Consider the following 23,643-nt stretch of genomic DNA (forward strand, 5'->3'; position numbering starts at 1 on the left):
TTTTGACTGAATCTGGTCCGGTTTATTATCGAACCGAATACGCTTCCTCTCGTCCGCGGGCGCGTGTGTCAGGTGTCGGGGTTGACGATGGAGGTCGGGAGATAACCGAGTCATAGCTGCAAGGGATGCAACCCCTGGATCGTGGGGCACGGCGGAGACGGACTAGCCGGTGCCCGGTTGCATGGCGGCGCGCCGGAATGTGGTGATCGTGTCATAGCCGATCGCCCTGAATGCCGGACCGCGTGGGCGGATTTCGGGCAGGGTGCCCGAGGTTGGCCGCCTGCCGCCCGTCCCGTCACCCGGCAGACCCGGGAGTTCCGAGAGTTTTTTGTGCGGTCGCGCGATGTCACCTGCGGCCGGTAGATGGAAGGCAGTGTGCGATGACCAACCCCACTCCGGCGCGCGCGGAAATCGAGCAGCTGGCAGCGCTGGTGGCGACGGTCGCGGCGATGGAGCCGGCGCGGATCGCGGTCGGGTTCGACGGCACCACGGTGTCCTACGCCGATCTCGACGGCCGGCTCACACTGATGGCCGAGCTCACCGGCGGCGCCCTCGACCCCGCCTCGCTGGTGCAGGTGGTCCTCGCCGAGGTGTTCCCCGGTGTGGTCGACGCGGCCGAGGGAACCTTCGGGCAGCTGCTGGACACCCTGGCCGCCGACGCCATGACCGCCCTGGGCCTCGAGCCCACCTCTACCGCCGCCCCGACCCTGGTCGATCGCTTCACCGCCCAGCTGGCGCGCACCCCGGACCGGATCGCCGTGCGGTTCGGCGCCGAGACGCTGACCTACGCCGAGTTCGACGCGCGGGTGCGGGTCCTGGCCGCCCGGCTGGTGGCGCTCGGGGTGGGACCCGAGGCGCTGGTCGGCCTGGCCATGCGGCGCGGTGTCGAGCTGATCGTCGCGGTGCACGCCATCGTGCGCGCGGGTGGCGCGTACGTGCCGCTGGACCCGGATCACCCGGTCGAGCGCCTGCGCTACGTGCTGGAGGTGGCGCGGCCGGTCGTGGTGGTGACCCGCGCCTGCGACGAACCGGACCTGAACGGCGCGCCGGTGCTGCGGACCGACGACCTCGACTGGACCGCACCGGCCGCCGAGGTGACCGGGGGGGCGCGGGCGGGCAATACCGCCTACGTCATCTTCACCTCGGGGTCCACCGGCAGGCCCAAGGGCGTGGCGGTGACCCACGGCGCCATCGTGGCGAACCTGGACTGGCGCCAGCGCGGCTACGGCATGACCGAGGCCGACGTGGTGCTGCAGAAGACGCCCTACACCTTCGACGTGTCGGTGTGGGAACTGTTCTGGCCCTTGCAGATCGGGGCCACGCTGGTGGTGGCCGAGCCCGGTCGTCACGGTGACCCCGCGTACTTGGCGGGGCTGATCGCCGAGCAGCGAGTGACCGTGACGCACTTCGTGCCGTCCATGCTGGCGGCGTTCGCGGGTGAGCTGGCCGAATCCGGCGACGCGGTGGACCTGTCGTCGCTGCGGCTGGTCTTCGCCTCCGGCGAGGCGCTGCCCGCCGCGACGGCCGCGCGGCTGCGCAAGCTGTCCGGCACGGCGCTGCACAACCTGTACGGGCCCACCGAGGCGGCCGTCGACGTCACCGCGCACGAGGTCACCGCGGCCGACGAGGTGTCGGTGCCGATCGGTGGCCCGGCCGACGACACCGGTCTGCTGGTGCTCGACGAGAACCTCGACCAGGTGCCCGCCGGGGTGGTGGGCGAACTGTACCTGTCCGGTATCCAGCTCGCGCGCGGCTATGTCGCGCGGCCGGGTCTGACCGCCGACCGGTTCGTCGCCAATCCGTACGGGACGCCCGGCGAGCGCATGTACCGCACCGGTGACCTGGTGCGGCAGCTGCCCGGCGGCGACGAGCTGGAATACCTGGGACGCACCGACTTCCAGGTGAAGCTGCGCGGCCTGCGGATCGAGCTCGGCGAGATCGAGGCGGTGCTGGCCGCGCATCCACGGGTCGGCAATGCCGCGGTGGTGCTGCACCGGCACGCGGCCGGGGAGGCGCTGGTCGGCTATGTGGTGAGCGTCGACGGCGAGCCGCTGGACGAGGCCGAGCTGGCCGCGCACGCCAAGGCGTCGATGCCGGAGTACATGGTGCCCGCGCTGCTGGTGCAGCTGCCGGTCATGCCGATCAACGCCAGCGGCAAGCTGGACCGCAAGGCCCTGCCGGAACCGGATTTCCGGGTGGCCGCGGCCGAGTACCGGGCCCCGCGCACCGCGACCGAACAGGCCGTCGCCGCGCTGTTCGCCGAGCTGCTCGACGCGGAGACCGTCGGCCTCGACGACGACTTCTTCCGCCTCGGCGGCAACTCCCTCATCGCCACCCGCGCGATCGCGCGCCTGCAGGCGAGTTCCGGTGTGCGCGTGGATGTGCGCGACTTCTTCGACAACCCGACCGTCGCGGTGCTGGCCGCGCTGATCGACGGCGGGGTGGCCGACGCGCGTCCCGCTCTGGTCGCGGGCCCGCGCCCCGAGGTACTGCCGCTCTCGCCCGCGCAGCAGCGCATGTGGTTCCTGAACCGGTTCGATCCGGCCACCGGCGCCTACAACATCCCGATCGCGGTCCGCCTCTCCGGCGAGCTGGACCTGCCCGCCCTGCGCGCGGCGGTCGGCGATGTGATCGCCCGGCACGAGGTGCTGCGCACGGTGTACCCGGAAGTCGACGGCGTCGGCACCCAGGACGTGCTGACCCCGGCCGAGGCCCTGGAATTGCTTGTCGCCGAGTCAGGTTCGACGATGCTCGCTGCTGGCGCTGCTGGTGGAGGGGCCGCGGGTCTTTCCGAGGGGACAGGTCTGTCGTCGTTCGCTGGTGCGGAAACTGTTTCGGGGCTGCTGGAGCCCATCGGGGTGGTGGCGGCGGATCTTCCGGATGCGCTGGCGGCGGTCATTCTGCGGGGCTTCGATGTGACGGTGGCGCCGCCGGTGCGGGCGCGGCTGTTCGAGGTCGACGGTGATCATGTGCTCGTGCTGGTGGTGCACCACATCGCCGCCGACGGGTGGTCGGCCGGGCCGCTGGTGCGCGACACCATGGTCGCGTACTCGGCGCGCACGGGCGGTGCTGCGCCGGAGTGGGCGCCGCTGGCCGTGCAGTACGCCGACTATACGCTGTGGCAGCGGGCGGTGCTCGGCGCCGAGGACGACGAGAACGCGCAGGCCGGACGGGAGATCGCCTTCTGGCGGACCGCCCTGGCCGGGCTGCCCGACGAGGCGGGGCTGCCGTCGGACCGCCCGCGTCCCGCGACGGCGTCGATGCGCGGTGGCCGGGTCGATGTCGAGCTCGACGCCGACCTGGTGGCGGCGCTGAACGCGATCGCGGCCGACCAGGGGGCGACCCTGTTCATGGTGCTGCACGCGGCGCTGTCGGTGCTCGTCGCGCGCCTGTCCGGGAATCCGGATGTGGCGATCGGCAGCCCGGTCGCCGGGCGTGGCGCGGCCGAACTCGACGATGTGGTCGGCATGTTCGTCAATACCGCCGTGCTGCGGGCCCGGATCCAGCCGGGGGAGTCGTTCGCCGACCTGCTCGCCCGGGTGCGTGCCGACGACCTGGCCGCCTTCGCGCACACGACCCTGCCGTTCGAACGGCTCGTCGAGGTGCTCGCGCCGCCGCGCTCGGCCGGACGGCACCCGCTGTTCCAGGTCGCGCTGTCGCTGCAGAACCTGCCGCCCACCAGCTTCGAGCTGCCCGGCCTGCGCGCCGCCGCCGTCGACCTGCCCTACGACGTCGAGAAGTTCGACCTCTCGGTGACCCTGCGCGAGTCCGCCACCGGCCTGTCCGGCGAGTTCTCCTACGCCACCGACCTTTTCGACGAGCCGACCGTCACCCGGATGACGCGCCGCTTCACCGGCCTGCTCGCCGCCCTGGCCCGCGCGCCGCACACCCCGGTCGCCGACCTGCCCCTGCTGATCGACACCGAACTCGCCGACCTCACCACCCGCACCGGCGGCCCGTCGACCCCCGCCCCGCTCCTGCCCGAGGTCCTGGCCCGCGCCGCCGCCGACCCCACCGCGATCGCACTCCGCGACGGCGTCCGCACCCGCACCTACGGCGACCTCGACACCACCTCCACCGCCCTCGCCGCCCGCCTGACCGCCGCGGGCATCGGCCCCGGCGATCTGGTCGCCGTGAGCATCCCGCGCTCGGCCGACTCGATCACCGCCGTCTGGGCCGTCATCAAGTCCGGCGCCGGTTTCCTGCCCGTCGACCCCACCTACCCGGCCGACCGCATCACCCACATGCTCGCCGATTCCGGTGCGGCAGCGGGTATCACGATCGCCGAGGTCCACCCGGCTCTGCCGCCCACCGTGCCCTGGCTGCTACTGGACGACGCGGTCACACCCGGCTCGGCCGTGGTGACGCCGTCTCCCGGTACGCCGGTCGGCGATGTGTCGGCGGTTGGCTCGGCTGCGATCGTTACGCCGTCTCCTGGTACGTCGGTTGGCGATGTGTCGGCGGTTGGCTCGGCTGCGATCGTTACGCCGTCTCCAGGTGCGCCAGTTGGCGATGCGGTGACGGCTGGGTCGGCTGCGATCGTTACGCCGTCTCCAGGTGCGCCAGTTGGCGATGCGGTGAGGGCTGGGTCGGCTGCGGTGGCTACGCCGACTCCCGGGGTGTCGGCCGACGGTGTGGTGTCTGTTGACCCGACGCTTGATGGCGTGACCGGCGCAGATGTCGTGGCGGATGGACTCGGGGGCGGGGCCTGCGGCGTCGATCACCGGGCGAATGGTGCCGCCCGTGCGGGGACCATGGCGCGGCGGGCACTCGATTCGCGGGATCCGGCGTATGTCATCTACACCTCCGGCACCACCGGTCTGCCCAAGGGCGTGGTGATTCCGCACGGTGCGGTCGCGGCGTACCTGCCGGTGCAGGCGGGGCGGTATCTGGCCTCGGCCGACGCGCGTGTGCTGCATGTGGCCTCGCCGTCGTTCGACATCTCCGTGGCGGAGCTGTTGCTGACCGTCACCGAGGGCGCGACCATGGTGATCGCGCCCGTCGGGGTGTTCGGTGGGGCGGAGCTGGGCGCGTTGCTGCGGGACGAGCGGGTGACCCATGTGGTGATCACGCCGTCGGCGCTGGCGACGGTGAACCCGGACGGGCTCGACGATCTGCGGGTGATCGTCGTCGGTGGTGAGGCCTGCCCGCCGGAGCTGGTGGCGCGCTGGACGACCGCGATCCCGGGGCTGGTGTTCCGCAACGGCTACGGCCCGACCGAGACCACCATCGTCACCAATATCAGTGAGCCGCTCGGCGCGGGCACCCCGATCACCCTCGGCGCGCCCGTGGAGGGGACCACCGAACTCGTCCTCGACGAACGATTGCGGCCGGTGCCCGCCGGAGTGGTCGGCGAGCTGTACATCGCCGGTCCGCAGCTGGCGCGCGGCTACCATCGCAGGCCCTCGCTGACCGCGGGACGTTTCGTCACCAACCCCTACGGCGCGCCCGGCGAGCGGATGTACCGCACCGGCGACACCGTGCGCTGGGTGCGTCGCGACGGGTGCTTCGATCTGGAGTACCTGGGCCGCAACGACTTCCAGGTGAAGGTGCGCGGCTTCCGGATCGAGCTCGGGGAGATCGACGCCGTGCTCGCCCGGCACCCCTCGGTCGATTTCGCCGCGACCATCGGGCACCGCACCGAAGCGGGCGCGACGCTGCTGGTGTCGTATGTGGTGCCCGTGGCCGGTGCCGCCGTCGACGCGGCGGCGCTGACCGCGCACACCGCCGGGCACCTGCCCGCGCACATGGTGCCCGCCGCGATCGTGGCCCTGGACGCCGTGCCATTGACGCCGGTCGGCAAGCTCGACCGCGCCGCCCTGCCCGCGCCGGTGTTCGAGGCCACCGTGTACCGGGCGCCGGAGACGCCCGCCGAGCAGGTGGTCGCCGCCGCGTTCGCCGAGGTCTTGGGCGTCGAGCGGGTGGGTCGCGACGACGACTTCTTCGATCTGGGCGGCAATTCGCTGCTCGCCACCCGCCTGATGGCGCGCATCGGCACCGATCTCGCTATCCGCGTCCCGGTGCGTCAGCTCTTCGACACCAGCGCCGTCCGCACCCTCGCCGCGGCCGCCGACGCCGTGCGCGGCACCGGTTCCGGGCCCGCGCTGGTGGCCGGGGTCCGGCCCGACCCGCTGCCGCTCTCGCCCGCGCAGCAGCGCCTGTGGTTCCTCAACCGTTTCGATCCCGGATCGGCCACCGACAATATCCCGATGGCCGTGCGGCTCACCGGGACTCTCGACATCGCCGCCCTCCAGCAGGCCATCGTCGACGTGCTGGACCGGCACGAGGTGCTGCGCACCCGCTACCCGGAACGGGACGGCCACGCGGTCGCCGAGATCCTCGCCGCCACCGGCCTGATCCCGGAGGTCCTCCCGCGGCTCGTTCCCGCCGGGGACATCGCCGACGCGGTGCGCACCTTCGCCGCGACCGGCTTCGACCTCACCGTCGACGCCCCGATCCGCGCCGCGCTGATCCGTGTCGTCACGGAATCGTTGCGAGCCGAAGCGTCGGAGACGACCGGGCACCGCATCGGTGCGGCGGAGTCCGCGCCTTCCCGCAGTACCGCGACTTCGCGGCGGAGCGGCATGACGGTGACGGATACCGGCGAATTCGACCAGCCCGCCGGAGAATCGGTGGAGCATCCGGAGGGCGGGTCGCGGGTCGCTGTGCGGGCCGCGGCCGAGGTACGGGTCGACGAGCCGGAGTACGTGCTGGTCATCGTGCTGCATCACATCGCGGCGGACGGCTTCTCGTTCGGGCCGCTGATCCGCGATGTGCTCACCGCCTACGGGGCGCGCGCCGCCGGTGCGGTGCCGCGCTGGGCGCCGCTGGCGGTGCAGTACGCCGACTACGCGGTCTGGCAGCACGCGGTGCTGGGCGACGCGAGCGACCCGGAATCCCTGGCCGCCGCGCAACTGTCGTACTGGCGGGACACTCTCGCCGGGGTCCCCGAGCAGCTCGAGCTGCCCGCCGACCGCACCCGGCCCGCCGTCGCCTCGCGGCGGGGTGCCGCGCACGATCTGGTTATCGACGCCGAAACCCACCGTGCCCTGGCGGAATTCGCGCGCGCCCATGGCGTCACGGTGTTCATGGCCGCCCACGCGGTGCTCGCCGTGCTGCTGGCCCGGCTCTCGGCCACCACCGATATCGCCATCGGCACCCCGGTCTCCGGACGGGGTGAGCGCGAACTCGACGATCTCGTCGGCATGTTCGTCAACACCCTCGTGCTGCGCACCGAGGTCACCCCGGCCACGCCGTTCACCGACCTGATCGCTCAGGTGCGCGATACCGATCTGGCCGCCTTCGGCCACGCCGACATCCCGTTCGAGCGGCTCGTCGAGGTCCTCGACCCGGTCCGCTCCACCGCGCGCAACCCGCTGTTCCAGGTGATGCTCTCGCTCAACGAGGACACCCCCCGCGCCCTCACCCTGCCCGGCCTCACCCTCGGCGAAGTCGACCTGTCCACCGGTGTCGCCAAGTTCGACCTCGAACTGTCCCTCACCGAACACCGCGACGAACACGGCGCCCCCGCAGGACTTTCCGGCGCCTTCGTCTACGCCACCGACCTGTTCGACGCGACCACCGTGGCGGGCTTCGCCGCCCGCCTGCACCGCCTCCTCACCGCCGTCCTCACCGACCCCACCCGCCCCATCGGCGACCTCGACCTCCTCGACCCCACCGAACACACCACCCTCCTGACCACCTGGAACACCACCCCCACCCTCGACACCACCGCCACCCTGCCCGACCTGCTCGCCGACCAGATCCGTACCACCCCCGACGCGATCGCGATCGTCATCGACCACGCCGACGCCCACACCACCACGCCCCTGGAGCCGTCTGCCGCCGCCGCTGTGGGGCCCGACGCTGGTGTCGATGTGGTGGATGCTTCGTCCGGTCCGCTCGCGCGGCTGGGCGATGCGGCGGCCGCGACGATCGCAGCGCACCGGGCCGGTGCGGCGGCGCTCGCAACCACGGTGGACGGCACGCATGACCGCGGCATCGTGGCCGAGTTCCCGGACGTGCTGTCGTATGCGGAATTCGGGGAACGGGTCGCGCGATTGGCGCGGTATCTGATCGGCCGGGGTGCCGGGCCGGGGGCGCTGGTCGCCGTGGCGATGCGGCGGGGGATCGAGCAGGTGGTGGCGGTGCACGCGGTGCTGGCCGCCGGGGCCGCGTATGTGCCGGTCGATCCGGATCATCCGGTCGAGCGGATCGAGGATGTGCTGGGACAGACGGCACCGGTCTGTGTGCTCACCACTGCCGGAAGCGGTGTGGTGGTGGCGAATTCGGTCGTGGTCGACACGCTCGAGCTGTCGGCGCTGTCCGGGGAGCCGGTGACCGATGCCGAGCGGATCCGGCCGTTGCGGCCCGAGCACCTCGCGTATGTGCTGTTCACCTCCGGGTCGACCGGGCGGCCCAAGGGGGTGGCGGTGCCGCACCAGGCGGTGGTGAACCAGCTGCGATGGTTGCAACGCGAGTTCACCCTCGGCGCCCAGGATGTGGTGCTACAGAAGACGCCGTTCACCTTCGACGCGTCGGTGTGGGAACTGCTGTGGCCCGTGCAGGTCGGGGCCCGGCTGGTGCTGGCCACCGCCGACGGGCACCGCGATCCGGCCTACCTCGCCGAGGCGACGGTGCGGCACCGGGTGAGCGTGGTCCAGTACGTGCCGTCGGTGCTCGCCGCCGTGCTCACCGAACCGGCTGCGGCCCAGGCCGATTCGCTGCGGCTGGTCTTCGCCGGGGGTGAGGCGCTGACCGCCGAGCTGGCGCACCGGGTGCGCACGAGCACCGGCGCGGAGGTGGTCAACCTGTACGGTCCCACCGAGACCGCCATCCAGGTCACCACCCACCGGGTGGGCGACGACCGGGGCGCGGCGGTGCCGATCGGCACGCCGGTCGCCGGAACCCGCGTGTACGTGCTCGACGCGCGGCTGCGACCCGTTCCGGCGGGGGTGCCCGGCGAGCTGTATGTGGCGGGCGCTCAGCTCGCCGACGGCTACCACGGCCGCGCCGACCTGACCGCCGAGCGTTTCGTCGCCGACCCGTTCGGCACCGGCGAACGCCTCTACCGCACCGGCGACCTGGTCACCTGGCACACCGGCCCCGACGGCCCGGCCCTGCACTACCTGGGCCGCACCGACTTCCAGGTGAAGCTGCGCGGCCTGCGCATCGAACCCGCCGAGATCGAAGCCGCCCTCGGCACCGTGCCGGGCGTGCGGCGCGTCGCCGTCCTGGTGCGCTCGGACGAAGGCCGCCCCGACCAGCTCGTCGCCTACGTCGTCCGGACCGGCTCGGCCGCGGCGTCCGTTGCCGATCTCGATGCCGCCGTCGCCGCGGTGCTGCCGTCGTACATGGTGCCCGGCGCCTACGTCTTCCTCGACGAGCTGCCCGTGAACAGCTCCGGCAAGCTGGACCGTCGCGCCCTGCCCGCGCCCGAGACCCGCACCCGCGACTACCGCGAACCCGCCACCGCGACCGAGCGGATCGTCGCCGCCACCTTCGCCGGGGTCCTCGACCTCGAGCGCGCCGGTGCCGACGACGACTTCTTCGCCCTCGGCGGAAACTCGCTGCTGGCCACCCAGGTAGCCGCGCGGCTCGGTACCGCCCTCGACGCCAGGGTGCCGGTGCGTGAGCTGTTCGACGCGAGCACCGTCAGCGGTCTCGCGGCGCGGCTGGACGCCCTGCGCGGCACCGGCAGCAGGCGGGGACCGGTGGCCGGGCCACGGCCGCCACGGATTCCGCTCTCGCCCGCGCAGCAGCGCATGTGGTTCCTGCACCGGTTCGACCCGGATTCGGCGGCCTACCACATCCCGGTGGCGCTGCGGCTGAGCGGCGACCTCGATATCGCCGCGCTGCGGGGCGCGCTCGGTGACCTGATCGCCCGGCACGAGACCCTGCGCACCACCTATCCCGAATTCGACGGGCAGGCCACCCAGCTCGTCGGCGCGCCGTTCGTGCCCGAGCTGCCCGTCACCGAGGTCGCCGCCGACGCCGTGCCCGCCGCGGTCGCCGCCGCGCTGGCCGGTGGCTTCGACATCACCACCGAGGTGCCGGTGCGGGCCGTACTGGTGCGGGTCGCCCCGGCCGAGCACGTGCTGGTCCTGGTGGTGCACCACATCGCCGCCGACGGCTGGTCGATGGGCCCGCTGACCCGCGACCTGGTCACCGCCTACGCCGCCCGCGCCGCGGGCACCACCCCGCGGCTGCCCGCGCCGGCTGTGCACTACGCCGACTACGCGCTGTGGCAGGTGGCGGGCCTGGGTAGCGCCGACGACCCGGATGCCCCGCTGGCCCGTCAGCTCGACTACTGGACCCACCGCCTCGCGGGCCTGCCCGACGTGCTGACCCTGCCCGCCGACCGCCGCAGGCCGCTGATCGCGTCCAACCACGGCGCGACCCTCACCGCCACCCTGGACGCCGATCTGCACCGCGGCATCGAGGAGCTGGCCCGCGCCCAGCGCGCCACCCCGTTCATGGTGCTGCACGCCGGGCTCGCGGTCCTGCTGGCCCGGCTCTCCGCGGGCGCCGACATCGTGGTCGGCACCCCGGTCGCCGGGCGCGGCCATCGCGAACTCGACGACATCGTCGGCATGTTCGTCAACACGCTCGTGCTGCGCGCCCAGGTGCGCTCCGGTGCCCGCTTCAGCGACCTGCTCGACGAGGTCCGCGCCGGTGATCTGGACGCCTTCGACCATGCCGACGTCCCCTTCGAGAGCCTGGTCGACGCGCTCAATCCGGCTCGCTCGCAAGGCTATTCACCGCTGTACCAGGTGTCGCTGGCGCTGCAGAACCAGCGCCGCACCGCGTTCGAACTGCCCGGCCTCACCCTGTCGGGGCTGAGCCTGCCGGACGCGCCCATCGAGGTGGACCTCGATTTCACCTTCGTCGACCGCTTCGCCCCCGACGGCACCCCCGACGGCCTCGACCTCGAACTGCGCTACGCCACCGACCTGTTCGACGCGGGCACCGTCGCCGACCTGGTCGGGATGCTCGAGCGGGTGCTGCGCGCGGCCGTCGCCGACCCCGCCACCCCCGTCGGCGACCTCGCCCTGCACGACGACACCGCCCGCGCCGCCCTGCTCGCGGGCCCGCACGGCGACATCGAATCCCTCGATAACGCCCTGGCCGAACTCGGCGTGCGCGCCCCGCTGGCCGCGCACCTGCTCGACGCCGCGGCCGCCCGCGACCCGCACGCGGTGGCGGCGGTCTTCGAGGGCGCCGAGATCGGCTACGGCGCACTCGCGGCCCGCGCCAACCGGTTCGCCCGCAGGCTCATCGCCTGCGGGGTCGGCCCGGAAACCCCGGTGGCCGTGGCCGTTCCGCGCGGCATCGACCTGCTCGTGGTGCTGCACGGCGTGCTCGCCGCCGGTGGCGTGTACGTGCCGATCGACCCCACCCAGCCCGCCGACCGCATCGGGCACGTGCTCGAGACCGCCGCGCCCCGGCTGGTGGTGACCGCGTCGGCCACCGATCTCGACCACGTCGACGCGGGTATCCGATCCGCCACGGCCTCGGTGCATTTCGCGGCCGCCTCGCGCTCCGGCTTCCCGGTGCTCACCGTCGCCCAGTTCGAGGACCCCACCCAGCGGCCCGTGCCCGGCACCCCGGTCACCGACGCCGAACGCCTGGCGCCGCTGCGTCCGGAACACCCGGCGTACGTGCTGTTCACGTCCGGGTCGACCGGCACGCCGAAGGGCGTGATGGTCTCCCACCGTGCCCTGGTGAACGAATTGTGCTGGCTGCGCGGCGAATACGCGATGACCGCCGCCGACCGATTCCTGCAGCGCGCTCCGCTGACCTTCGACGTCTCGATCTGGGAACTGCTCGCCCCCGCCCTGCTCGGCGCGCCGCTGGTGCTGCTGCGGCCGGGCGGCCACCTCGATCTGGCCTACCAGGCGCGGGTGCTGCGCGAACAGCGCGTCACCATCGCCGAGTTCGTGCCCTCGGTGCTGGCCGCGCTGCTGGCCGAGGGCCTCGGTGACGCGCTGGGCGGGCTGCGGATGCTGCACGCCGGTGGTGAGGAACTGCCCGCGCCGCTGGCGGCCGCGCTGCTGGCCGCGATCCCCGGCGAACTGCACAACACCTACGGGCCCACCGAGGTGACCATCACCAGCACCTTCCAGCAGATCACCGCCCCGGTCGCGCAGACCGAGCTGCCCATCGGCAGGCCCAGCTGGAATGTGCGCGCCTACGTGCTCGACGAGCGGCTGCATCCGGTGGCCGCCGGGGTCGCGGGCGAGCTGTATCTGGCGGGCGCGCAGCTGGCGCGCGGCTACCTGGGCAAGCCCGAACTGACCGCGGACCGGTTCGTCGCCGACCCGTACGGTCCCGAGGGCACCCGCATGTACCGGACCGGTGACCTGGTGCGCCGCGACCGCGCGGGCGCGCTGATCTATCTGGGCCGCAACGACTTCCAGGTGAAGATTCGCGGTCTGCGGATCGAGCTCGGCGAGATCGAGACCGCGCTCGGTGACGCGCCCGGCGTCACCCACGCGACCGTGCTGCCCGCCACCGACGACGCCGGACGTCAGTGCCTGGTCGCCTATGTCGCCGGTGATGTGGAGCCCGCCGCGGTGCGCGCCCACGTCGCGAGCCGCGTCCCGGCGTATATGGTGCCCGCGCATCTGGTCGTGCTCGACACCGTGCCGCTGAACTCCGCGGGCAAGCTGGACCGTTCCGCCCTGCCCGCCCCCGACCTGTCGGTCACCACCGCCTACGTCGCTCCGCGACCGGGCGCGCAGACCACGCTGGCCGAGGTGGTCGCCGACCTGCTCGGCGTAGACCGGATCGGCGCCGACGACGACTTCTTCGCCGTCGGCGGCAACTCCCTGCTGGCCATGCGCCTGGTCGCCCGCGCCAACGCGGCCCTTGGCAGCGCGCTGGATGTGCGTGATGTCTTCGACGCGCCCACCGTCGCGGGCCTGGCCGAACGCGCCGGAACCCAGCAGGAGCGGCTGCCCGCCCTGGTGGCGGCCGAGCCGCGCCCGGCCCGGATCCCGTTGTCGCTGGCCCAGACCCGTCTGTGGCTGCTCAACCGTATCGACCCCGACTCGGCCGTCTACACCCTGCCGATCGCCCTGCGCCTCACCGGAGCCCTGGACACCGGCGCCCTGTGGGCCGCGCTCGGCGATGTGCTCGAACGGCACGAATCGCTGCGCACGATCTTCCCGGAGGACGCCGAAGGCCCGATCCAGGTCGTCCTCCCGGCCGACCAGGTCCGGCCCGATTCCGTGGTGCGCGATCTGCCGGAGGCCGAGCTGGCCGACGCGGTGCGCGCCGTGGTCGGCGCCGGGTACGACCTGACCACCCAGCCCCCGCTGCGCGCGGCGCTGTTCCGCGCCACCACCGGGAACCCGATGGACCGCGAGGACCTGATCGGCACGGCATCGGTCGGCAGCTCCGCGCAGGTCGCGGGCATAGCCGGGTCCACCCCGCGGAGTTCGGCGGCGGACGAGCATGTGCTGGTGCTCGCGGTGCATCACATCGCGGCCGATGGGGTGTCGACCACGCCGCTCGCCCGGGATCTGATCACCGCCTACGCCGCGCGGGCGGCGGGCGCGGTGCCGCAGTGGGCGCCGCTGCCGGTGCAGTATCCCGACTTCACGCTGTGGCAGCGGGCGGTGCTCGGTGATCCGGCCGATCCGGCGTCGCGGCTGGCGCGGCAGTCGGCGCACTGGCGCGACGAATTGGCCGGGCTCGCACCGGTGCTGGCGCTGGCGACCGATCGGCCGCGGCCGGTGCTGCGGTCCGGGGCCGGTGGGTCGGTCGGGTTCGAGGTGCCCGGCGCGGTCGTGGCCGGGATCGAGGAGCTGGCGCGCAGGCACGGGGTGTCCACCTTCATGGTGGTGCACGCGGCGTTCGCGGTGCTGCTCGCCCGGCACGGCGCGGGCGCGGACATCGTGGTCGGCACGCCGGTCGCGGGCCGGGCCGACGCCGCGCTCGACGAGCTGGTCGGCATGTTCGTCAACACCCTGGTGCTGCGGACCCCCGTCGACGCCGGTGCCGGTTTCGCGGAGCTGCTCGCCACGGTGCGCGCGGCCGATCTGCGGGCCTTCGCGCACGCCGAACTGCCCTTCGAACGGCTCGTCGACGACCTGAATCCGGTGCGGTCCACGGCGTACTCGCCGATCGTGCAGGTGATGCTCGCCTTCGAACACCGCGAGGACACCACCATCGACCTGCCCGGGCTGCGGATCGCCGAATTCGCCCTGCCCGCGGCGACCACCCAGTTCGACCTGTCCCTGGCCGTCAACGAGATCACCGGCGCGGCAGGCGAACCCGGGATGCGCGGCTGGCTGCGCTACGCCACCGACCTGTTCGACGCCGACACCGTCGCCGCGCTCGGCGCGCGGTTCGTGCGGGTGCTGTCCGCCGTCGTCGCCGACGACACCACCCCCGTCGGCGCGATCACGCTGCTCGATGACGCCGAGACCGCCCAGCTGGCGGCCTGGAACGACACCGCCGCCCCGCTCGACACCTCGGCGACCCTGGTGTCGCTGTTCGCCGAGCAGGCCCGCCGCACCCCCGACGCCATCGCCCTCGACTTCGAGGGCACGCGGATCAGCTACGGCGAGTTCGCCGACCGCGTCGCCCGCCTGGCCCGCTGGCTGATCGCCGAGCAGGTCGGTCCGGGGGCCATCGTCGGCGTCGGGCTGCGGCGCGGCATCGATCTGCTGGTGGCCCTCTATGCGGTGCAGGCCGCGGGCGCGGCCTACCTGCCGCTGGACCCCGACCATCCCGCCGACCGCATCGCCGACGTGCTCGCCACCGCGGCACCGGTCTGCGTGCTGGCCGCCGCGGACTTCCCGGCGACCGGGACCCGCACGGTCGATCCGGCGGCGCTGGACCTGCGCGGCTACGACGCCGCGCCCGTCACCGATGCCGACCGGACCCGGCCGCTGCGCGGTGCCGACCTGGCCTACGTGCTGTTCACCTCCGGCTCCACCGGCAAGCCGAAGGGTGTCGCGGTCGCGCACACCGCCATCGTCAACCGCCTGGTCTGGATGCAGGACGCCTACCGGCTCGACGCCACGGGCACCGTGCTGCAGAAGACGCCGATCACCTTCGACGTGTCGGTGTGGGAACTGTTCTGGCCCTTGCAGGTCGGCGCCACCCTGGTGCTCGCCCGCCCCGACGGGCACCGCGATCCGGCGTACCTGGCCGAGGTCATCACCCGGACCGGTGTCGATGTCGCCCACTTCGTGCCGTCCATGCTGGCGGCCTTTCTCGCCGAACCGCGTGCGGCGGAATGCGTCTCGCTGCGCCAGGTGTTCGCGTCCGGTGAGGCGCTGCCCGCCGCCGACGCCCAGCGCTTGCGGGCACTGATTCCCGGTGTGGCCGTGCACAATCTGTACGGGCCCACCGAGGCGGCGGTCGACGTCAGCTTCCATGAGGTCACCGACGCCGACACCGTCACCGTGCCGATCGGCGCGCCCGTCGCCAATACCGCCCTGCACGTGCTCGACGCCCGGCTGCGGCCGGTCCCGGTGGGCACACCCGGCGAGCTGTACCTGGCCGGTGTCCAGCTGGCCCGCGGTTACCTGGCCCGCCCGGATCTGTCGGCCGACCGCTTCGTCGCCGACCCTTACGGGCAGCCCGGTGACCGCATGTACCGCACCGGCGACCTCGTCGTGCGCACCCGCTCCGGCGAACTGGAGTACCTGGGCCGCACCGACTTCCAGGTGAAGCTGCGCGGCCTGCGCATCGAACTCGGCGAGATCGAAGCCGTCCTCACCGGCCTGGACGCCGTGGACCGCGCGGTCGTCACCGTGCGCGACGACGGCACCGGCGACTACCTCACCGCCTACCTGGTCCCCGCCAACGGAATCGACCTGGACGAGGTCAAAACCGCGCTGCGGCAGGCGCTTCCGGCCTACATGGTGCCCGGCTCGTTCGTTGTGCTCGACGAGCTGCCGGTGAACGCCTCCGGCAAGCTCGACCGCCGGGCACTGCCCGCGCCGGAGATGGTGGCCCGGGAGTTCCGGGCGCCGTCGACGCCCACCGAAGTGCTCGTGGCGGGTGTGGTCGCCGAAGTGCTCGGGGTCGAGACCGTCGGCGCCGATGACGACTTCTTCGACCTCGGTGGCAATTCGCTCGTCGCCACCCGGGTCGCGGCCCGGCTCGGGGCCGCGCTGGACCGGCAGGTGCCGGTGGCGCGGATCTTCGAGACGCCGGTGGTGGCCGAGCTGGCCGCCGCGCTCGACGCCGGGAGCGGGACCGCGCGGGTGGCGCTGGTCGCGGGGGAGCGGCCCGCCGCGATTCCGCTCTCGCCCGCGCAGCAGCGCATGTGGTTCCTCAACCGGTTCGATCCGGACTCGGCCGGGTACAACGTGCCGGTCGCGGTGCGGCTCACCGGTGCGCTCGAGCTCGACGCGCTCGCGGCCGCCGTGGCCGATCTCGTCGAACGGCACGAAGTGCTGCGCACCTACTACCCGGAGACCCCAGGCGGCCCGGTGCAGCGCATCGTGCCCGCCGCCGAAGCCGGTGTCGCACTGCAGGTCCGCGATCTCCCAGCCGAGGCGATCGTCACGGCCGTGACGGCGCTGGCCGCCACCACCTTCGACGTCACGGCCGGGGTGCCGTGGCAGGTGGTGCTGTACCGGATCACCGCCGAGGAGGCGGTGCTGGCGCTGGTCGTGCACCACATCAGCGCCGACGGGTCGTCCATGTCGCCGCTGGTGCGCGACCTGATGACCGCCTACCTGGCCCGCCGCGACGGGGCCGCGCCACGGTGGACGCCGCTGCCGGTGCAGTACGCCGACTACGCGCTGTGGCAGCGCGCGGTGCTGGGCGAGGAGCCCGATCCCGGGTCGGTCGCCGCCCGCCAACTCGACTTCTGGCGCACCGAACTCGCCGAGCTGCCCGAGGAACTCGCGCTGCCGTTGGACCGGCCGCGCCCGGCGGTGCGCACCCTCGCCGGTGGCACCGTGCCCGTGCGCATCGACGCCGCCACCCACGCCCGGCTGTCCGCCCTCGCCAAGGAGGCGGGCGCCACGCTGTTCATGGTGGTGCACACCGCCTTCGCCGCCCTGCTCGGCAGGCTCTCCGGCAGCGCCGACATCACCGTCGGCACCCCGGTCGCCGGGCGCGGGGAGGCCGCGCTCGAAGACCTCATCGGCATGTTCGTCAATACCCTGGTGTTCCGCACCCGGCTGACGGCCGGAGAGTCGTTCCGGCAGTCGCTGATTCGGCAGCGGGCCACCGACCTCGCCGTCTACGCGCACGCCGATGTGCCGTTCGAGCGGCTCGTCGAGGTCCTCGACCCGGCCCGCTCGACCGCGCGGCACCCGCTGTTCCAGGTCGGGTTCTCCTTCCAGAACTTCGAGCGCGCCGAACTGACCCTGCCCGGCATCACCGTGTCGGGGATCGACACCGACAGCGAGCTGTCCCAGTTCGACCTGCACCTGATCGTCAGCGACGACTACACCGCCGACGGCGCGGCCGCGGGCGTCACCGGCGTGCTCACCTACGCCCACGACGTGTTCGACACCGCCACCGCCGCGGCCATCGGCGCCCGCCTGGAACGGCTGCTCACCGCCGTGGCCGCCGACCCGCACGCGCCCCTCGACGCGGTCGACGTGCTCGAGCCCGCCGAACGCACCCGCGTCCTCACCGCGTGGAACGCCACCACCCACGAGATCGACCGCACCGCGACACTGCTCACGGCCTACCGGGCCCAGGCCCAGGCGCGGCCGGACGCGACCGCCCTGGTCTACGAGGACACCGCCCTCACCTACGCGGCCTTCGACACCCGGGTGAACCGCCTCGCCCGCCACCTGATCGCCGACGGCGTGGGCCCGGACGTCCTGGTGGCGCTTGCCATGCGCCGCTCGCTCGACCTCGTGGTCGCCATGTACGCGGTGCTCACCGCGGGCGGCGCCTACGTGCCGATCGATCCGGACCACCCGTCCGAGCGCATCGCCCAGGTCCTCGACACCGCCCGCCCACACCTGGTACTCACCACCCATCGCGACGAATTCGCCATGCCCGCGACCACTGCCCAGGCCGACGAGCTCGGGGCAACCACACCGACCGCGGTGGCAGGGGAGCAGCCCTACGCGGTGACGGGTGAGGTCACGCGTGTCGCCGGTGAGCGCTCCGGTGCGGAGGCCGGGGTGCGCGAGCACGAGATCGGGGCGCGTGCTGTGCCGCGCACGGCGGCCCCCCGCGTCGTCGCGCTCGAGGACATCGATCCGACGGGTTACCCCGCGCATCCGGTCGCCGATGCCGAACTCCGTGCGCCGCTGCGGGATTCGAACCTGGCCTACGTGTTGTTCACCTCCGGCTCCACCGGCAGGCCCAAGGGTGTGGCGATGAGCCATGCGGGCATCCGTAACCAGATCGCGTGGCTGATCGAGCAGTACCGCCTCGGTGACGACGATGTGTACCTGCAGAAATCGGCCGCCGGGTTCGACCTGTCGGTGTGGGGCTTCTTCGCCCCGCTCGCGGCCGGTGCCACGCTGGTGCTGGCCACGCCGGACGGGCATCGTGATCCGCTGTATCTGGCCGAACTGGTCGCGGCCCAGCGCGTCACCGTCGCCGACTTCGTGCCGTCGATGCTGGCGGTGTTCGCCGCGCAGGCCGAGGCGGCGCAGCTGAACAGCCTGCGGCTGCTGCTGGCCATCGGTGAGGCGCTCACCCCGGAGATCGTGGCCGCCGTCGGCGCGAAAACGCCCGCGCCCGTGCACAACCTGTACGGGCCGACCGAGGCCGCGGTCTCGGTCACCGCGTGGCCCGCCGCCGGGGCGACCGGGGCGACGGTGCCGATCGGCGTGCCCGCCTGGAATACCCGCGTCTACGTCCTCGACGACCGGCTGCGGCCCGTCGCGCCGGGTGTCGCGGGTGAGCTGTACCTCGCGGGCGAACAGCTGGCCCGCGGGTACCTCGGGCGCGCCGACCTCTCGGCGGACCGGTTCGTGGCCGACCCGTACGGCGCGCCGGGGCAGCGGATGTACCGCACCGGCGACCTGGTCCGCTGGTCCCGCGACGGCGTGCTGACCTACCTGGCGCGGATCGACTTCCAGGTGAAATTCCGTGGCCAGCGCATCGAACTGGGCGAGATCGAGGCGGCGCTCGGTGCGCTGCCCGAGATCAGTCAGGCCGCGGCCGTCGTCTCCGCGAGCGAGACCGGCGACCGGCTCGTCGGCTACGCGGTACCGGTGCCCGGCGCCGCACCCGACCCGGCGCGCCTGCGCACCGCGGTCGCGGCGGCCCTGCCGTCGTACATGGTGCCGTCGGTGATCGTGGTGCTCGACGCGTTCCCGCTCAACACCTCCGGCAAGCTCGACCGCAAGGCCCTGCCCGCCCCGGAATTCGTGGCCAGGCCGTTCCGCGCCCCGGTCACCCCGGTGCAGCGCGCGGTGGCCGAGGTGTTCGGTGAGGTGCTCGGGCGCACCGAGATCGGTCTCGACGACGACTTCTTCGAGCTCGGCGGCAACTCGCTGATCGCCACCCGCGTCGCCGCCCGCCTCGGCGCGGTGCTGGCGGCCCGGGTGCCCGTGCGCGTGCTGTTCGAGGCGACCACCGTCGCGGGCCTGGCCGCCGCCTTGGCGGGCACGGCGGGCACCGGCGCCGGACTCGCCCTGGTGGCGGGCGAACGGCCGCACCGGATCCCGCTCTCGGCCGCCCAGCAGCGGATGTGGCTGCTCAACCGCCTCGACCCGGACTCGGCCGCCTACAACATCCCGATCGCGGTGCGGCTCACCGGCGACGTCGACGCCGCCGCCCTGGCCGCCGCCGTCACCGATGTGCTCGACCGCCACGAAGTGCTGCGCACCGCCTACCCGGCGATTGACGGCATCGGGCACCAGGCGGTGTGGGAATTCGTGCCAGCGCCGGTGGTGGAAACCGTCGACGCCATCGCGGTCCCCGCCATCGTGGCCGCCGAGATCGGCCGCGGCTTCGACGTCACCGCCGCCCCGCCGGTGCGCGTGCGGGTGCTGAAGGTCGCGCCCGACGAGGTGGTGCTGGTGGTGGTCGTGCACCACATCAGCGCCGACGGCTTCTCCGCCGGACCGCTGCTGCGCGACACCACCGCCGCCTACCTCGCGCGCCGCGCGGGCGCCGACCCCGGCTGGACGCCACTGCCGGTGCAGTACGCCGACTACACGCTGTGGCAGCGCGCGGTGCTCGGCAGCGAGGACGACACCGGCTCGCTCGCCGCCCGCCAGATGCGCTTCTGGCGCAGCGAACTGGCCGGGCTGCCCGGCCTGCTCGACCTGCCCACCGACCGGCCGCGCCCCGCGGTCGCCTCCCAGCGCGGCGCGAGCGTGGACATCGTCATCCCGGCGCGGATCTGGCAGCGCGTCGGTCAACTGGCCCGCACGGCCGAGGCCAGCGAGTTCATGGTCGCCCACGCGGCCCTGGCCGCGCTGCTCGCGCGGTTCAGCGGCAGCGACGACATCGCCGTCGGCACGCCGGTGGCCGGTCGCGGCGAGCGCGCGCTCGACGCGCTGGTCGGCATGTTCGTCAATACGCTGGTGCTGCGCACCGCCGTCGACCCGGCCGACTCGTTCCTGGCCCTGCTGCGGCGCGCCCGCCGCGTCGACCTGGACGCCTTCGAGCACGCCGACGTGCCCTTCGAACGGCTCGTCGACGTGCTCGACCCGGTCCGCTCGACCGCGCACAGCCCGCTGTTCCAGGTGATGCTCGCCTTCCAGAACCTCGACGCCGCCCCCGCGGACGTGGTCCTGCCCGAGCTCACCGTGACCGGCCTGGACATCCCGGCCGCCGTCGCCCGCTTCGACCTGGACCTGGTCCTCGCAGGCACCGCCGACGGCGGCTGCTCGCTGAGCCTCACCTACGCCACCGACCTGTTCGACGCCGCCACCGCGCGGCGCCTCGCCCAGGGCTACGTGCGGATCCTGGACGCGGTCACCACGGACCCCGGCACCGCCGTCGGCGCCGTCGACCTGCGCACCGACGCCGACCGCGCGCTGTTCGGCGCCTGGTCGGCCGCCACGGCACCGGACCCGGTCGAGGTCCTGCCCGACGTCTTCGCCCGGCAGGCCGCCGCCACCCCGGAGGCCATCGCGATCGTCGACGGCGACACCTGGCTCACCTACGCCGAGTTCGCGGCCAGGGTGCACCGGCTGGCCCGGCACCTCATCACGCACGGTGTCGGCCCGGACACCGCCGTGGCGGTGGCGGTGCGGCGGTCGGCGGATCTGCTGGTCGGGGTGTACGCGGTGCTCGCCGCCGGTGGCACCTATGTGCCGGTCGACCCGGATCATCCGGCCGAGCGGATCGCCCGGATCCTGCGGATCGCCCAGCCCGCCTGCGTGCTCACCACCCGCGCGGACCGGGGCGCGCTGCCCGGCGGCCTCGACACCGTCGAGCTGGACACCGCCGAGCTCGGCGCCTACCCGGACGGCCCGCTCACCGATGCCGAACGGGCCCAGCCGCTGCTGCCCGACCACACCGCCTACGTCATCTTCACCTCCGGCTCGACCGGCCTGCCCAAGGGGGTCGGGGTGCCGCACCGGGCGATCGGCACCCAGCTCGACTGGCTGGCCGACCGCTTCGGCTTCACCGCCGGGGACACCGTGCTGCACAAGACCCCGGTCACCTTCGACGCCTCGATCTGGGAACTGCTGCTGCCCCAGCGCCTCGGCGCCTGCACGGTGATCGCCCGCCCCGGCGGCCACGGCGACCCGGCCTACCTGGCCGCGCTCATCGCCGAATACGGCATCGACACCGTGCAATTCGCGCCGACTCTGCTGGCCGCCTACGCCGCCGAGGTGGAACGCGGTGCGCTGCGGCAGAATTCGCTGCGACGCGTCTTCGCCGGTGGTGAGGAACTGCCCGCCGCGCTGGCTCAGCGGGTCCGCGCGCTCACCGGCGCCGACGTGGTGAACCTGTACGGCCCCACCGAAACCGCCGTCCAGGTCAGTGCCCATGTGGTCGGCGCGGACGACACGGTGACCGTGCCGATCGGCACCCCGGTCCGGCACACCGGGCTATACGTGCTGGACGCCATGCTGCGACCGGTGCCCACGGGAGTCACCGGCGAGCTGTACGTCGGCGGTGCGCAGCTCGCCCACGGCTATCTCGGTGCCGCCGGGCTCACCGCCGAACGGTTCGTCCCCGACCCGTTCGGCGCGCCGGGCGCCCGGATGTACCGCACCGGTGACCTCGTACGCCTGCGCACGAGCGAGAACGACACGGCCGCACTGGAATACCTCGGCCGCTCCGATCTGCAGGTGAAGCTCAACGGTCAGCGCCTCGAGCTCGGTGAAGTGGAAGCGGCGCTGCAACGGCAGCCCGGTGTCGCGCAGGCCGCGGCCACCGTGGTCGCCGGAGTCGGCGCCGACCGGCTCGTCGGGTACGTGGTGCCGCGCGAGGCGGACCGCGATCCCGGTGACCTGCGCGCCGCGCTGGCCGCCGAACTGCCCGGCTACCTGGTGCCCGCCGTGGTGCTCACCCTCGACGAGTTCCCGGTCAACACCTCCGGCAAGCTCGATCGCGCCGCCCTGCCCGTCCCGGCCCTGCGCCAGGCGGTCTACCGGGCCCCGGTCACCGCCACCGAGCAGGCCGTCGCCGCCGCCTTCGCCCGGGTCCTCGACCTGGACCGGATCGGCATGGACGACAACTTCTTCGACCTCGGCGGCAACTCGCTGACCGCGGTCCAGCTCGCGGCACGGCTGAGCGAGGCGCTCGGGGTGGCGATCCCGGTGGCCTGGTTCTTCGCCGAACCGACCCCGTCGGTCATCGCCGAACGGGTGGCCGGACAGCGGGATTCGGCCGACGACGCGTTCGCGGTGCTGCTGCCGCTGCGCACCGGCGGCAGCCGGGCACCGCTGTTCTGCGTCCACCCGGTCGGTGGCGTGTCGTGGTCGTTCGCGGGGATCACCCGGCACCTCGATCCCGAACGTCCCGTCTACGGCCTGCAGTCGCCCGCGCTCGGCGCCGACGAACCGCTGCCCGCCACCATCGAGGACTGGGCCGACCGCTACGTGGCCGCCATCCGGTCGGTGCAGCCCGAGGGGCCGTACCACCTGCTCGGCTGGTCGCTCGGCGGTCTGCTCGCGCACGCGGTGGCCACCCGGCTCCAGGCCGACGGGGCGACCGTGGCGCGGCTGGCCATGATGGACAGCTGGCTCGGCGAGGCCCCCACCGGCACCGCCGCGCCGACCGTCGGCGACCTGCTCGGCGGGTTCGCCGGGCAGGACGTGCCGTTCGACGTCGACGGTCTGGTGGACGCCGCCGCCGCGCTCGGCGGCCCGCTCGCCGGACTGGACCGCGCCCGCGTCACCCGCATCGTCGACGCCGCCGCGGCCTCCATGCGGATGGTCGACGACTACCGGCCCCGCCGGTTCGACGGTGACCTGGTGTACTTCGCCGCCACCGTCGACGACCCCACCGGCGCGCGCGGCGCGGCGAGCTGGGCCGACGCGATCGGCGGCACCGTGCACCGGCACGGCATCGACGCCACCCACTGGGCGATGACGGGCGAACCGGCACTGGCCCGCATCGCGGCGGTGCTCGACCAGGCCGACCCCGGTGACCCGGCCAGGGCCGCCGCACGCGCGGGGGTGATGGGCGCATAGAATCGCGGGGCCGAATCCGCGCACGTCACCGGCTCCCGTGTCGAGAGGTCGAGAAACACCATGCCAGTACAGCCGTCCGGTGGGATCGGGTGAC

The 23,643-nt window shown here is 73.4% G+C and carries 1 protein-coding gene; it reads left to right on the forward strand.

What is annotated here, in order from left to right:
• Positions 1 to 380: 380 nt before the first annotated feature.
• Positions 381 to 23,549, forward strand: a complete 23,169-nt coding sequence (locus WA675_RS02915) for a non-ribosomal peptide synthase/polyketide synthase (protein WP_336081622.1) — start codon at positions 381 to 383, stop codon at positions 23,547 to 23,549.
• Positions 23,550 to 23,643 lie beyond the last annotated feature (94 nt).

The organism is Nocardia sp. SSK8 (assembly GCF_037034205.1).
Lineage (GTDB): Bacteria > Actinomycetota > Actinomycetes > Mycobacteriales > Mycobacteriaceae > Nocardia.